General features: G+C 60.4%; 16 protein-coding genes. 7 read left to right on the forward strand and 9 right to left on the reverse strand.

The features are described from left to right. Window positions 1–39: 39 nt before the first annotated feature. Together E5180_RS01045 and E5180_RS01050 are read right to left on the reverse strand one after the other, a co-directional pair. Entirely contained in the window at window positions 40–1,821 is a 1,782-nt protein-coding gene (locus tag E5180_RS01045) for an acyl-CoA dehydrogenase C-terminal domain-containing protein (protein ID WP_138922764.1), read from the reverse strand. Window positions 1,822–1,908: 87 nt separating this feature from the next. Beyond that, window positions 1,909–2,310 carry a MerR family transcriptional regulator gene (locus tag E5180_RS01050; RefSeq protein WP_093733530.1) on the reverse strand — a complete coding sequence of 134 codons (402 nt, stop codon included), beginning with the start codon at window positions 2,308–2,310 and terminating at the stop codon, window positions 1,909–1,911. Window positions 2,311–2,543: 233 nt separating this feature from the next. Between E5180_RS01050 and E5180_RS01055 the strand changes: the two genes are divergently transcribed. Then, window positions 2,544–3,290: a helix-turn-helix transcriptional regulator gene (locus E5180_RS01055; RefSeq protein WP_138922765.1), complete on the forward strand. Its 747-nt coding sequence runs from the start codon at window positions 2,544–2,546 to the stop codon at window positions 3,288–3,290. Window positions 3,291–3,383: 93 nt separating this feature from the next. Next, window positions 3,384–3,629 (forward strand): hypothetical protein, encoded by a 246-nt coding sequence (locus E5180_RS01060; RefSeq protein ID WP_138922766.1) that lies wholly within the window; start codon window positions 3,384–3,386, stop codon window positions 3,627–3,629. Window positions 3,630–3,646: 17 nt separating this feature from the next. On the opposite strand, the gene E5180_RS01065 is transcribed toward E5180_RS01060, so the two are convergent. Continuing rightward, window positions 3,647–4,045 carry a MerR family transcriptional regulator gene (locus E5180_RS01065; protein ID WP_138922767.1) on the reverse strand — a complete coding sequence of 133 codons (399 nt, stop codon included), beginning with the start codon at window positions 4,043–4,045 and terminating at the stop codon, window positions 3,647–3,649. Window positions 4,046–4,158: 113 nt separating this feature from the next. Between E5180_RS01065 and E5180_RS01070 the strand changes: the two genes are divergently transcribed. The 3 genes from E5180_RS01070 to E5180_RS01080 are packed head-to-tail and all read left to right on the forward strand — an operon-like array spanning window position 4,159 to window position 6,447. Continuing rightward, window positions 4,159–4,581, forward strand: a complete 423-nt coding sequence (locus E5180_RS01070; RefSeq protein ID WP_093733534.1) for a PaaI family thioesterase — start codon at window positions 4,159–4,161, stop codon at window positions 4,579–4,581. Then, window positions 4,578–5,090: a PaaI family thioesterase gene (locus E5180_RS01075; RefSeq protein WP_138922768.1), complete on the forward strand. Its 513-nt coding sequence runs from the start codon at window positions 4,578–4,580 to the stop codon at window positions 5,088–5,090. Before E5180_RS01070 ends, E5180_RS01075 begins: the two co-directional genes overlap by 4 nt. After that, window positions 5,083–6,447 (forward strand): MATE family efflux transporter, encoded by a 1,365-nt coding sequence (locus E5180_RS01080; RefSeq protein ID WP_138922769.1) that lies wholly within the window; start codon window positions 5,083–5,085, stop codon window positions 6,445–6,447. The genes E5180_RS01075 and E5180_RS01080 overlap by 8 nt, the downstream gene beginning before the upstream one ends. 67 nt (window positions 6,448–6,514) lie before the next feature. Here the strand turns inward: E5180_RS01080 and E5180_RS01085 are convergent, their stop codons facing one another. The 3 genes from E5180_RS01085 to E5180_RS01095 are packed head-to-tail and all read right to left on the reverse strand — an operon-like array spanning window position 6,515 to window position 8,333. Continuing rightward, complete coding sequence (locus tag E5180_RS01085; RefSeq protein ID WP_138922770.1) at window positions 6,515–7,558, reverse strand: quinone-dependent dihydroorotate dehydrogenase; 1,044 nt, start codon at window positions 7,556–7,558, stop codon at window positions 6,515–6,517. After that, on the reverse strand, window positions 7,555–7,986 hold the full coding sequence (locus E5180_RS01090) for a DUF1330 domain-containing protein (protein ID WP_138922771.1): 432 nt from the start codon (window positions 7,984–7,986) through the stop codon (window positions 7,555–7,557). The genes E5180_RS01085 and E5180_RS01090 overlap by 4 nt, the downstream gene beginning before the upstream one ends. Next, complete coding sequence (locus tag E5180_RS01095; protein WP_138922772.1) at window positions 7,986–8,333, reverse strand: DUF952 domain-containing protein; 348 nt, start codon at window positions 8,331–8,333, stop codon at window positions 7,986–7,988. The genes E5180_RS01090 and E5180_RS01095 overlap by 1 nt, the downstream gene beginning before the upstream one ends. Before the next feature lie 166 nt (window positions 8,334–8,499). Between E5180_RS01095 and E5180_RS01100 the strand changes: the two genes are divergently transcribed. Then, on the forward strand, window positions 8,500–10,056 hold the full coding sequence (locus tag E5180_RS01100) for a bifunctional metallophosphatase/5'-nucleotidase (RefSeq protein WP_138922773.1): 1,557 nt from the start codon (window positions 8,500–8,502) through the stop codon (window positions 10,054–10,056). Window positions 10,057–10,152: 96 nt separating this feature from the next. On the opposite strand, the gene E5180_RS01105 is transcribed toward E5180_RS01100, so the two are convergent. Further along, window positions 10,153–10,509, reverse strand: a complete 357-nt coding sequence (locus E5180_RS01105; protein WP_138922774.1) for a hypothetical protein — start codon at window positions 10,507–10,509, stop codon at window positions 10,153–10,155. Between the two features lie 105 nt (window positions 10,510–10,614). Then, a complete protein-coding gene (locus E5180_RS01110; protein ID WP_138922775.1) occupies window positions 10,615–11,508 on the reverse strand; it encodes a LysR substrate-binding domain-containing protein in 894 nt (297 codons plus the stop codon). A 98-nt stretch (window positions 11,509–11,606) separates the two neighbouring features. Between E5180_RS01110 and E5180_RS01115 the strand changes: the two genes are divergently transcribed. After that, complete coding sequence (locus tag E5180_RS01115; protein WP_138922776.1) at window positions 11,607–12,830, forward strand: acyl-CoA dehydrogenase; 1,224 nt, start codon at window positions 11,607–11,609, stop codon at window positions 12,828–12,830. A 163-nt stretch (window positions 12,831–12,993) separates the two neighbouring features. Here the strand turns inward: E5180_RS01115 and E5180_RS01120 are convergent, their stop codons facing one another. Continuing rightward, a complete protein-coding gene (locus E5180_RS01120) occupies window positions 12,994–14,319 on the reverse strand; it encodes a lyase family protein (RefSeq protein WP_138922777.1) in 1,326 nt (441 codons plus the stop codon). Window positions 14,320–14,322: the final 3 nt, after the last annotated feature.

The raw sequence follows: 14,322 nt of genomic DNA on the forward strand, positions 1-14,322 counted from the left end.
TCAGCATCGGGGCGGGGCATGTCCCCACCCCGATGCAGCCTAGAAGTTTGCCGCGTCGAGCGCCATCACAGTATCCGCGCCGGTCTCGATCCGCTTGAGGTGCAGCGCCGTCGCGGGCAGTTGGCGGGCCATGTAGAAACGGCCCGTCGCCAGCTTGGTCTCGTAGAAGGCCGCGTCGCCGGTGCCGTCCTTAAGCGCTTTGTTTGCGGCCAGCCCCATTTTTGCCCACATCAGGCCAAGGCAGACATGCCCGAACATATGCATGAAGTCGTTCGACCCCGAGAGCGCATTGTTCGGGTTTTTCATGCCGTTTTGCATGAAATACATGCCGGCAGACTGCAGGTCTTTGCTTGCAGCCTTAAGCGGCTCCATAAAGTTGGCGTCGAATTCGGCGTCCTGGCCGGTGTTTTCCTTGATGAAGTTTTTGACCAGATCAAAGAACGCCATGACGTGTTTGCCGCCATCCTGCGCCAGCTTGCGGCCCACGAGGTCCAGCGCCTGTACGCCGTTGGCCCCTTCATAGATCATGGCAATACGGGCATCGCGGGTGAACTGGGACATGCCCCATTCCTCGATATAGCCGTGGCCGCCATAGACCTGTTGCGCCTTGACGGTCATGTCATAGCCGACATCGGTCAAGAAGCCTTTGATGACCGGGGTCATCAGCGACACGAGGCCGTCTGCGTCTTTGTCATCCGCACGGTGTGCCGCGTCGATCAGGCTGGCCCCCCAAAGGATAAATGCCCGCGCGCCTTCGACAAAGGATTTCTGTTCCATCAGGCTGCGGCGGATATCGGGGTGTACGATCAGCGGATCGGCGGGCTTGTCGGGGTGTTCGGTGCCGGTTACCGCACGGCCTTGCAGGCGGTCGTTGGCGTAGATCAACGCGTTCTGATAGGCGACATCGGCCTGCGCCAGACCTTGCATGCCGACGCCGACGCGGGCTTCGTTCATCATGGTGAACATGGCGCGCATGCCTTTGTGTTCGTCACCCAGCAGGTATCCGACAGCACCGTCATAGTTCATCACACAGGTGGAATTGCCGTGGATGCCCATCTTTTCTTCGATGGAACCGACGGAAACTGCGTTGCGGTCCCCAAGGGAGCCGTCTTCTTTGACCATGAACTTGGGGACGATGAACAGCGACACGCCCTTGATGCCTTCGGGGCCGCCGTCGATTTTGGCCAGCACCAAGTGGATGATGTTGTCCGCCATGTCGTGTTCGCCGGACGAGATAAAGATTTTTTGGCCGGTGATTTTATAGCTGCCGTCTTCTTGTGGGGCTGCCTTGGTACGCATCAGACCCAGATCGGTGCCGCAGTGGGGCTCTGTGAGGTTCATGGTGCCGGTCCATTCGCAGGACACCATGTTCGGCAGATACGTATCTTTTTGCGCGTCGGACCCGTGCGCCAGAATTGCGGATGCTGCACCATGGGTCAGACCTTGATACATGGTGAACGCTTGGTTGGAGGCCGAGAACATCTCGCCGACAGCGGTGCCCAGAACGTAGGGCATGTTCTGGCCGCCGTACTGCTCTGGCATATCCAGACCGGTCCAGCCGCCTTCTTTGACCTTTTCAAACGCTTCTTTAAAACCTTTTGGGGTGTAAACGACGCCATTCTCCAGACGGCAGCCCTCCCGATCACCGACTGCGTTCAGCGGTGCCAGCACTTCGGAGGTCAGCTTGCCGGCTTCTTCGAGAATGGCAGAGGTGAAATCCGCTTCAAGTTCGTCATAGCCGGGGGTCGAGGACGCGGTGACGTTCAGCACGTCGTGCAGTACAAATTGCAGATCTTTGATCGGGGCGGTGTAGCTCGGCATGTGGTGTTCTCCCTTGGCCATCTGGCCGTCGTTTGGTCAGTATAAATTGGTCGGTGTATAAGGTGATCGGGTGCGCCGGACCGTGGCCTATTCTGCCGCGTTTCGGGCGCTGTTGATGGAGGCGATCATTTTTTCCCCCCATTTCAACTGGTTTTGCAGGTCGTCTATGGCGTTGTTGAGGTCGTCGCGTTGCGCCTCGAGGTCGGCCAGACGTTCGCGCGCGATGTCATAGGTGCGCGCCAACTGGGTCTGCTGCTGGTCACCCATATGATACAGGTCCAGCAACTGACGGATTTCTTCGAGGCTGAACCCAAAGCGCTTGCCGCGCAGTATCAGTTTCAGCCGCGCACGGTCGCGCTTTGTGAACAATCGCTTTTGGCCCTGACGTTCAGGGAAAAGCAGTTCTTTCGCCTCGTAGAACCGCAGGGTGCGCGGGGTTACGTCAAAGGCTGTACACATCTCGCGAATGGTCATCGTAGTGGTCGACATATGGGGTACTCGCTATTCTATCACATTAGTAGAACGGTCAACTGCGCCTATATGAGGAGCGATATAACCTAGAAGCAAGCTTACGTAATCCAGACGTCACGTCAAACAATTGCTTTACGTTGGGTAATCTCACGTAACCCGAGCCCATAGGTTTTTCGGGCACTTTTGTTGATCAGGGCGTGTTGCCGCCTAGGTTGTTTGGTGGGAACGCCAATGGCGACGGGGGAGCTGACATGTCCAAGGAGTTGGAGCCACATACATTTATGGACCGCCTCGGCGAGGTGCGTCGTGTTTCGGCGCTGTGGTTGCTGGTGCACCGTTTTGCCAAAGCACAGGATTTTCGCACGGTGACCTACCATAGTATTGATGTGCAATCCTTGGGGGAATCTAATTTCGGGGCTGTCGCGATCGGGATTCCGCCCGCGTTCCAGCGGATGTACACTGCCGAGCGCCTGTATCTTGATGATCCGTTTCCCGCCTTCGCGGCGTCGCGGATCAGCCCGTTTTTCTGGCAGGACCTATCGCAGATGACCACGCTGACCGACAAACAAGAGGCCTATATGTGCATAGCCAGAGAGCACGGTTTCGGTGATGGGCTCGTCTGTCAGGTCTTCGGCCCTCAGGCGCGCAACGCATTGGTGAGCATCGGTTTTCACGAGGGCAGGCCACGCCCGTCTCAGGCCGAGGTGACGGCTCTGCAAATGGCGAGCCAGCTTGCCCATCTGCGCTTTTGTGCATTGGTCGAGGGGCCGGGGGCGTCTTACCGCCGACTCTCCCCGCGCGAGCTAGAGCTGCTGCGCTGGATCGCGCGGGGGAAAAGCAATACGTCAATCGCGCAGATTATGGGCGTATCAAGGCATACGGTCGACACGATCATGCGGCGTTTGTTCGGCAAACTGGACGTGACCGACCGGACGCGCGCTGCAGTGAGGGGGTTGGCTTTTGGCCTGATAGATCAATCCCTCGACAATTTGGCATGAGGGCACCCGTGCATGTCGCGTAGCTACGGGACATGCGCCCGGTCTGGTTGCAGCATAGGTATGGCTGCTTCGTAAATAAGCGTGGACAGCCCCGTGGCCCAGAATAAGACTTCGATCCCTTCGGTGATCCCGACTGCATTTGATCTGACGCAATGCACGGGGATTTCAGCCTCTTCGGCGTCGAAGGGGCTTTTGGACGCTGCAAAGCTGGCCGAGGACGTGGCCTATGAATTCGCTGCCAATCTGGACGCGGATTCGCTTTCAGAATTAATTGTCGCTGCGGCTGACCTGACACGTCTGTCCGATGTGTTACGCCGTATGGCAGCGCGTCAGGTCTGAGCACTAGGGGTAGGACGCTATTGAGCTGACCCGCCATTTGGTGTGCACTTGGCCAATGCAGCTTCGGTGTCGTCGCGCGACTTTTGCAGCTCTTCTATGGCTTCGTCCAATTGCTTGCGCTGCTCTGCCAACTCTCCCAGTTGGCGGTTCGCGCTGATCACCCAAGCCCGCATTTGCGCTTCGGTGCCTTCGTTTTCATAGATCAGCAACCACTGTCGGATGCCTTCTAGCGAATACCCGAATTTGCGCCCCCGCATGATCAGCTTCATGCGCGCGATTTCCCGGGCACCATAGCTGCGTGACCGTCCCTCACGCTCGGGGTGGAGCAGTTCTATATACTCGTAGTAGCGCAGCGTGCGCGGCGTGACGTCAAACTCCGCACACATTTCTTTAAAGTTCAGGCGTTTGTCAGTCATCATGGTCTCCTCAGTTTCGGAAACTATGCGGTTCACTTTCCAAGCGCAACACTGGGGTTGCTCTTGCTTGGTCGCTCGGTTGATATGGGGGAATAACGCCAAGGAAGCAAAAAATGTCAGACAAACTTCGCATTGCCAAGCAGTTCATCTCGGCGCTGCCCTACAGTGGGGCTTTGGGGATGGAGCTGCAAGAGCTGGATGGCGGGGTCTCTGTGATCGACATGCCGTATGATGAAAGACTGGTCGGGGACCCGCGAACCGGCGTGCTGCATGGCGGCGCGGTTTCGGCCCTGATGGACACCTGCTGTGGCGCGGCCGTGATGAGCCACCCTAGCAACCCCGGCGGCACGGCAACCATCGACCTGCGGATAGAATACCTGCGGGCGGCTGTGCCGGGGCAGCGCATTACCGCGCGCGCGGAATGTTATCACGTGACGCGGTCGGTCGCTTTTGTGCGTGCCACAGCGCGAGACGAAGAAGACGGCAGCCCGGTCGCCACCGCCACCGGCAGTTTCACCGTGGAGGGCAAACGATGAGCACACGTAGCAAACCCGAAACCGTACAGGTCGTCAAAAAGCGCCGTGATGCGGCCTTGCGTGCACTGGTGGACGGCGTGCCCTATATCAACTTTCTAGGCATTCAGTTCGATCGTCGCGGGGACGAGCTGACCGGCATCTTGCCCTATTCAGACAAGCTGATCGGCAACCCGATGCTGCAGGCATTGCACGGTGGGGCGACGGCGTCGTTTCTCGAGGTCACGTCGATCATTACGCTAAGCTGGGAACACCTGTGGGCCGATCTGGAATCCGGTGCGCTTGCCGTGGACAAAATGGATGCGACGCATCTGCCACGTTTGCCTAAAACGATTGATTTTACAGTTGATTATCTGCGGTCTGGCTTGCCGCGTGACGCCTATGCACGGGCGCGGATCAACCGGTCGGGGCGGCGTTATGCATCGGTGCATGTAGAGGCGTGGCAAGACAACCGCTCGAAGCTTTTCGCGCAGGCCACGGGGCATTTTCTGATGCCGCAAAGCCGTGACTGACGCGATCCCCAAGGGCGAGGTCAGCGCCGTTGCCCTTGGCAAGCTTTCTGCAAAAGAAGTCGTCACGCACCGCCGTGTGCTGAACATCGCCATCCCCATTGTGATCTCAAACGCCACCGTGCCCATCTTGGGGGCGGTCGATACGGGCGTGGTGGGGCAGATCGGGTTGGCGGCCCCCATCGGGGCTGTGGGCATTGGCGCGATCATCCTGTCCTCGCTCTACTGGGTGTTCGGCTTTCTGCGCATGGGCACTGTTGGGCTAACGGCGCAGGCGGCAGGAAATAACGACGACGCAGAGGTCGCAGCCCTGCTGACGCGCGGGCTGCTGATCGGCGGGCTGGCGGGCTTGGCACTGGTTTTGCTGCAACTGCCGCTGTTCTGGGCGGCGTTCCAGGCGTCTCCGGCCAGCGCAGAGGTTGAAACGCTCGCGCGGTCCTACATGGGTATCCGCATCTGGTCCGCGCCGGCGGCGATTGCACTCTATGCGATCACCGGCTGGCTGATCGCCCAAGAGCGTACCCGTGCCGTGCTGGTGGTACAGCTGTGGATGAACGGCATGAACATCCTGCTGGACCTGTGGTTTGTGCTGGGGCTGGATTGGGGCATCGAAGGTGTCGCCATCGCGACGTTTCTGGCCGAATGGACGGGGGCGGCGCTTGGGCTGTGGTTCTGCCGCGCCGCTTTTGCCGTGCCCGCGTGGCGAGACTGGGTGCAGGTTTTCGACAGACCGCGCTGGATCAACATGATGAAGGTCAACGGCGACATCCTTGTGCGGTCCCTATTGCTACAGACGATATTCGTGTCGTTCCTGTTTCTGGGGTCGGGCTTGGGGGACGTAAAGCTCGCGGCCAATCAGGTGCTTTTGCAATTTTTGATGATCACGGCCTTTGCGCTGGACGGGTTCGCCTTTGCCGCCGAGGCCTTGGTCGGGCGTGCCATGGGCGGCAAACAACGTGATATCTTGCGGCGCGGTGCGGTGCTGACCAGCGGCTGGGGCCTGCTGGCCTGCGCGCTGATGGCGATCGCGTTCGCATGGGGCGGCGGCATGATCATTGATCTGATGACCACCGCGCCGCTGGTGCGGGCAGAGGCGCGGGTGTTCTTGCCCTACATGGTCGCGGCCCCGCTGCTGGGGTGGGCGTCGTGGATGCTGGACGGGATTTTCATCGGGGCCACACGGTCGCGGGACATGCGCAATATGATGGCGGTGTCTTTTGTAATTTACTGTGCGTGTGCGGCTTTGCTGGTGCCGTGGCTGGGCAATCACGGGCTGTGGATCTCGCTGCTGGTGTCCTTTGTCGCACGCGGCGTGACGCTCGGGCTGCGCTACCCTGCACTGGAACGCGCCGCGGGTTAGGGGGCACCGTGCCGGGTCTAGTGCCGGGTGTCGGGGCGGCGTTGCTTAAACGGCGCCCCGAATTTCATCAAAGCCAGGCGCTGCGGTTACAGCCGACGGCATCCGCGACGGTGTCAAATCCGTCTTGCTTCAATAGCTTGTCGATCCCTTTGGCGATGTCCGATGCCAGCGACAGACCGCCATAGACCAGCGCGGTATAAAGCTGCACCGCCGATGCACCAGCGCAAATCTTGGCATAGGCATCTTCAGCCGAGCTGATGCCCCCGACGCCCACCAGTGGAATATCCGTGAGGGTAGACAGCCGCGCCAGCACGCGGGTGGATTTTTCGAACAAGGGCGCGCCTGACAGCCCGCCCATCTGGTCGCGCTGCGCGTCTTTCAGGCCGGCGCGGTCCAGCGTTGTGTTGGTGGCAATGATCGCTGCGACATCTGCGTCATTTGCAACCTCGGCCACATCGGCGATCTCTGCCTCGGTCAGGTCAGGGGCGATCTTGAGGAAGACAGGCGTGTTGCCGCGCACCTCCATCACACCGGCCAGAAGGGCGGCCAGTGCAGCCTTGCCCTGCAGGTCGCGCAGCTTTTCGGTGTTGGGCGATGATACATTGACCGTGGCGAAATCCACGTGATCGCGGGCCAGCTCCATCACGCGGGCGAAATCGGCGGCGCGGTCGGTGCTGGTCTTGTTGGCCCCAAGGTTGAGCCCCACGGGCACACCCGCGCCGCGTCGTGCCAGGCGGGTGCAGATCGCCTGCATGCCTTCGTTGTTGAAGCCGAACCGGTTGATCGCGGCGCGGTCGTCGGTCAGGCGGAACAGACGGGGTTTGTCATTGCCGGGCTGGGGCAGGGGCGTGGCGGCCCCGACTTCGATGAAACCGAAGCCCGCGTTGGACAGGGGGGCGACGGCGGTGGCGTTTTTGTCAAACCCTGCGGCAAGCCCGACGGGGTTCGGCAGGCTCATCCCCGCCAGCGAGGTCTTTAGCCGCTTTGACGTGACCGGACCGGGCGCGGGCGCAAGGCCAAGCCGCAGCGCGGTGATCGCCAGACCATGCGCAGTTTCAGGGTCTACCTTATGCAGGGCGCGCAGCCCCAGCTGCTCGACCATACGCCTCATGCAAATTCATCCGTTAGGGGCAGCGGCGCGCTGCGGATAAGGCGCGATGTCACAACCGCAGCCTGACGGTGCACGACCGCCCTTTTGTAGCGCGGGTCCGAGATCATCTGCAAGAACGCGTGTGCGTTGGGGTATTGCGCGATGAACATCACATCCCAAGCCTCGTCCGACGGGCCGATCAAGGTCGTCTCGAACTGGCCGCGCCACAGGATCGACCCGCCGACATCTGCCAGCACCGGCCCACTTTCCGCGCCGTAATTCTTGTAGGCTTGCACCCCTGTCAGCGCTTTGGCCGCCAATGCGTGATCGTCGGGGTAGGCGGCCTTGTCGCGCAGTTTAACAAGGTTCACCATGTTCAGCGGCGTGTCGCGGTCCAGCCCCTTAAAGGCATCAAACTGGGCGCGATCCGGGTCAATATATCCTGTCATTATTCGGCCTCCTTAAAGCCAGCGGGAAAGTCATGCGCCCCGTCCACCAACGGCAGCGGCTGCGCCCAAACAACGTCTTCTAGCGCCAGTGCGCGGTACAGATGCGGGAATTTGGCACCGCCCCGCGACACCTCCCATTTCAGTGCATCGCCAAGGCGGTCGGTTTCTACGGCCAGCAGAAACAGGTCCGCCTTGCCCGCAAAATGTTTCGCAGCAGTTTCAGCGGCCTGCTCAGAGGTCGAGAAATGCACATAGCCATCGGCCACATCAATCGGCGCACCGGCTGTAGAGCCGTCGCGGCGCAGGGCCTGCCATTCATCGGAGCGGAAAATTTTGTAAATCAACATAGCTGCTGTGATGCCTTGGTCGGTGCAAGCGGTCAAGGGCGCAGCAGATTGGGACTGCGAATGCCCCTGACCTTGGGGAAGCGCGGCTTTGCGCTCAGATGGTCTTTGACAAGGGGGCAAACTGGGGGTCACCATACGCCCATATTCAACCCAAGGGGGGACCATCATGAAACGATTCCTGACAGCGACGGCGGCGCTTGCGCTGACATCGGGTATGGCGGCGGCGGACTACAGCCTGACCATCCTGCACACCAACGACTTTCACGCGCGGTTCGAACCGATCAGCAAATACGACGGACCGTGCTCCGCCGAGGGCAACACCGCAGGCGAATGCTTTGGCGGGACCGCGCGTCTGGTCAACGCGATCAAGGACGCCAAGGTGCGCACTAACAATTATGTACTGGTCGACGGCGGGGACCAGTTTCAGGGCTCGCTGTTCTACACCCACTACAAGGGCAAGATGGCGGCCGAGATGATGAACATGCTGGGCTATGACGGCATGACCGTGGGCAACCATGAATTCGACGACGGCCCCGAAGTGCTGGCCGGCTTCATGGAGGCGATCAACTTTCCCATTCTGATGTCGAATGCAGATGTATCCGCCGAACCGCTGCTGGCCGACAAGCTGGCCAAATCGACCGTCATCGAACGCGGCGGCGAAAAAATCGGCCTGATCGGCCTGACCACCGAAGATACACCTGATTTGGCAAGCCCCGGCGATAACGTCGTGTTCTCTGATTCAGTGGCCGCCGTGCAGGGCGAGGTCGACCTGTTGACCGCGCAGGGAGTGAACAAGATCATCGTGCTGAGCCACTCGGGCTACAACGTGGACCAGATGGTTGCGGAAAACACCACGGGTGTCGATGTGATCGTTGGCGGGCACAGCAACACACTGCTGAGCAATACCCAAGAACGCGCCGAAGGGGCGTACCCCACGATGGTTAAGGAAACGGCGATCGTGCAAGCCTATGCCTACGGCAAATTTCTGGGCGAGCTGAATGTCACCTTTGACGACGAAGGCAACATCAAGGAAGCCTCGGGCGAGCCGATCCTGATCGATGCGGGCGTTGCCGAAGATGAAACCACCGTCGCGCGTATCAGCGAGTTGGCCCAACCCCTTGAAGAGCTGCGCAGCAAAGTCGTCGCCGAAACTACCGATGCGATTGAGGGTGACCGGTCGGTTTGCCGCGTGCAGGAATGTCAGATGGGCAATCTGGTCGCCGACGCAATGCTTGCCCGTGTGGCAGATCAGGGTATCGAGGTCGCGATCCAGAACAGCGGCGGTCTGCGGTCCTCTATCGATGCGGGCGAGGTCACGATGGGCGAAGTGCTGGCCGTACTGCCGTTTCAGAACACGCTGTCTACATTTCAGGTCACCGGTGCTGCGCTGGTTGAGGCGTTGGAAAACGGCGTGAGCCAGATCGACGAGGTCGCCGGTCGTTTCCCCCAGGTCGCGGGCATGACCTTTACCGTTGACCCAAGCGCCGACGCGGGCAGCCGCATCAGCGATGTCACCGTTTCGGGCATGCCGCTTGACCCGGAAAAGACCTATGGCGTCGTGTCCAATAACTACGTGCGCAACGGCGGCGACGGCTATGAACCGTTCAAGACCGCGCAAAACGCCTATGACTACGGTCCTGATCTGGCAGATGTGACGGCTGAGTTTATCGCCGCCAACGGGGCCTACACGCCGTATACAGATGGCCGCATCACGGTGAAGTAAGCAGCCTGCCGTAAATAGAAACGGCGCGCCTCCGAGAATAGGGGGCGCGCTGTTTTCATGTCTCGGCTCTGCGTAAGCCGCAGGCTGTCCGATATATCAGTTGCTTAGTGGTGCCGGATCAAAGCTGACTTCACCGCTGTAGCTTATCGGGTCGTCCCCCTCGGACGCGCCGATAAAGGTGACTTGGGCGCCTGCTTCAACGGTCTGGCGATAGGTGCCGCCGTTTTGCAGCGTTCCCGACGTCCACGAACCGTCGCTGCCGCTAACGGTTCGAGCGGCATTCGCTCTATTGACAAAGCTCAGATCATCCCCGGCTTTAACGTAAATCACGGCCGGAAAAAAAGCCTCGTCAAAGATGATAATGTCATGCGTCTGTGCCGTGGCCGCGTTGGCCGTCGCAAGCGTCATAACAGTGGCACCGACCGCGGCGAATTTGGTAAAAGAAATTGGCATTCCAATGCTCCCTTTCAAAGGGGCCCCCCCTAAATTGATACGTGGGAGGTATCGCGCCATTACGGCGGAAATAGGGCGTCTGTGCTGCTAAACCTTGCCGATATGTTAAAGAACTTGGCCCGTCTGCCCGTCCAGCCATGTCATGAACGATTGCAGGGCCGCGGTTTCAGCGCGATCTTCTGGCCAGACAAGATAGTAGTTTCCGATGCTCTGCGTTGTCTGGGTTGACGCCAACACCAGCTGCGCGTCACGCAAATAGGGCTCGGCTGAAAACGTAGGGAGCAGCGCCACCCCCAACCCGTGCACCGCCGCCTGCGCCATTGTCGAAAACTGGTCGAACATCATGCCCGCGGGTGGCTCTTGCGTGACACCAAGGGCGCTCAGCCAGCGCGACCAGCCGCGCGGGCGGGTATCCAGATGCAGTAGGGGAAACCGCAGGATCTGGCTGGGGTCGTCCAGCGGTTCGGTCAGCAGGTCGGGCGCACAGACAGGCACAACGGTTTCCGGCATCAGCGACAGATAGCGCACGCCGGGCCAGTCTTCCTTGCCAAAATGTATTGCAGCGTCAAAGGGGCTGTTCTGAAACGAAAACGGGTGCAGTCGCGTGCTAAGGTTCACCGTCACCTCTGGATGAGCCTGAGCAAAGTCGCGCAACCGCGGGGCCAGCCAGTGCATTCCGAAGCCGGGCAAGATCGCGAGGTTCAGTGCGCCTGCAATCGGGTTCGTACGCGCTGTGATCGACGCCTGTGCCAGCCTGTTCAACACATCACGTACCTGAATTACATAGCTTTTACCGGCCTCTGTCAGAACCAGTTGCCGCCCCATCCGGTCCAACAAGGCGACGTTCAACTGCGCCTCTAACGTCTTGAGCTGCCGACTGATCGCGCTTTGCGTCAGCGACAGTTCCTGCGCCGCGAGCGTGGCGCTGCCCAACCGCGCCACAGCTTCGAAGGCGAGCAGGGCGTTGACCGAGGGAAGGAACCGACGCGGGGCGATCATATGACTTAAACTCATAGGTTCAGGAGTAACCAGCGATAGTCTTTCGCCGCATGCTTTGCAATACTGTGGCCAAATCTGAACCCCGAGGAGGATATAAGATGAGCACCGAATTGCCCGTATTGAAAGCCAAAGACGCCCCAGACATGGGCAGCTTTGATTGGGCGGATGCCTTCCGCCTGAGCGAACAGCTGACCGAAGACGAGCGCATGATCCAGGAAAGTGCGCGCGCCTACGCACAGGAAAAACTGCAGCCCCGCATCATTGACGCCTTTGCGAACGAAACCACAGATGAAGGTATCTTCAAGGAAATGGGCGACATGGGCCTGTTGGGCGTCACGGTGCCCGAACAATACGGCGGTCTGGGCGGCAACTATGTTTCCTACGGTCTGGTCGCCCGCGAAGTTGAACGTGTGGACAGCGGCTACCGGTCGATGATGTCGGTGCAATCCAGCCTCGTGATGTACCCGATCTATGCGTATGGCTCGGAAGAGCAGCGCATGAAGTACCTGCCCAAACTGTCCAGCGGTGAATTCATCGGTTGCTTTGGTCTGACCGAACCCGATGCGGGCTCTGACCCTGCAGGCATGAAAACCCGCGCCGTGAAAACGGCCAACGGCTACAAGCTGACCGGTTCCAAAATGTGGATCTCGAACGCGCCAATCGCGGATGTATTCGTTGTTTGGGCCAAGTCGGAAGAGCACGGCGGCAAGATCCGCGGCTTTATTCTTGATAAAGGCATGAAGGGTCTGTCCGCGCCAAAAATCGGCAACAAGCTGTCGCTGCGCGCATCGATCACAGGCGAGATCGTGATGGACAACGTCGAAGTCGGCGAAGATGCGTTGCTGCCCCATGTCGAAGGCCTGAAAGGCCCGTTCGGCTGTCTCAACCGCGCCCGCTATGGCATCAGCTGGGGCGCATTGGGGGCCGCTGAATTCTGCTGGCACGCCTCGCGCCAGTACGGTCTGGACCGCAAGCAGTTCAACAAACCGCTGGCGCAGACACAGCTGTTCCAAAAGAAACTTGCTGACATGCAGACTGAAATCGCGCTTGGCCTTCAGGCCTCGTTGCAGGTGGGTCGCTTGATGGACAACGCCAACGCCGCGCCCGAGATGATCTCTATCGTCAAGCGCAACAACTGCGGCAAGGCGCTGGACATCGCCCGCATGTCGCGCGACATGCACGGCGGCAACGGCATCAGCGGTGAATTTCAGGTCATCCGCCACATGATGAACCTCGAAACAGTGAACACCTACGAAGGCACGCACGACGTGCACGCGCTGATCCTGGGCCGCGCCCAGACCGGCCTGCAGGCGTTCTTCTAAAGCGAGGACAGAGGGGGCTTTGGTCCCCTCTCACGCCATCCTGCACATGGCTGAATCAGCTGCCGTAGGATCGTGCCCCACCCCTCATAACATTTCCAAATGGTTTTAAATCCCGGGGGACCGGGGGCTGGCCCCCGTGGCCGCTATGCGCCAATCGCTGTGGCTAGAGTGCGCGCGCCCGGGCGACGAAAGCCGCGGCGTCTGCGGGGGCCTGTCCCATTTGGGTGGCGGCGTCGAACAGGTCTTCGGCCACGTCGGGATAATCTGCCCGCACCAGATCGGCCAGCGGCACCTGCTTGGCCATTACGTCCTGACACAGCTGTTTTGTGATATTCTGAGCTTGGGGGCGTGGCATGGTTTCGGCCAGTGCAAAGCTCAGCGCTTCGGCGTGGATCAACCCCAAACCATCGGCCAGCGCGCTGTGCATTTTGACAGGATGCGGCGTCAGCCCCGCGACAAGCGTTTTGGCATGGGTCAGCGCTGCGGCAAGGCTCAGCGTCAATTGCGGTACGGCCATCCATTCGGCAAACCACGCACCGCCGTCGCGCTGGTGCTGGTGCGCGGCAGCGGCCTGAAGCGTGGCACGCTGGCCGGTGAACTGATGCCCCAAGGCGACAATCACTGAGGGCGATACGGGGTTCTGCTTTTGCGGCATGGTGGACGAGGCACCAGCGGCACCAAGGGCAAGTTCGGCGGTTTCGGTCATGGTCAGCGCCAGCGTGCTTTGTGCGATATGCGATAGGGCAGCCATCACGCGGCCCTGCCAATCGGCGATGCGCAGCACGGGGCCACGGTCCACATGCCAGCTGCGCCCTGGATCCCTCAGGCCAAGCGCTTTGGCCAGTTGCGCACGCGTCTCGCTGGCTTTCGGGCCAAGCGCCGACCCCGTGCCAGCGGCCCCCGACAAGGACACGAACAGCGATCCGTCGCGGAGCGCCTCAAGCTGGTCCAGCGCATCGCACAGCGGCATGCCCCATTCAGCCAAAACCGCGCCCCAGCTGGTGGGGGTGGCGTGTTGACCGTAGGTGCGGGCGGGCATCGGCAGGGACTGGTGCTGCTCTGCAGCCGCCGCGAGGCTCGCGATGATTTCACGCAAGTCCGTCTCGGCCAGCTTGAGCGCCTGACGCAGGCGCAGCATCAGCGCGGTGTCGATGATATCCTGACTGGTGGCCCCCCAATGCACATGCTGGGCAAATTCCGGCGCCTGCATTTCGGCGCGGAACTGGGCTAGCAGTCCCGGCACAGACACGCCGTTTTCCCCCGTAGAGGCCGCAATCGCGCCGGGATCGACCTGAATTTCCAGCGCTGCACGGTGGATGGCGGCGGCGCTCAGTTCGGGGATCACACCAAGGCTGCCCTGTACTTTGGCCAACGCGCCTTCGACCAGCAGCATCGCGCGGATCGCAGCGGTGTCGGAAAACAGCCGCCCCGCGTCACCGGTGTTGAAAAGCTGTGCGAACAGGGGGCTGTCAAAGACGCTGGCGGCCATGGG

The sequence above is a fragment of the Sulfitobacter sp. BSw21498 genome (genome assembly GCF_006064855.1).
In the GTDB taxonomy this organism is placed as follows: domain Bacteria; phylum Pseudomonadota; class Alphaproteobacteria; order Rhodobacterales; family Rhodobacteraceae; genus Sulfitobacter.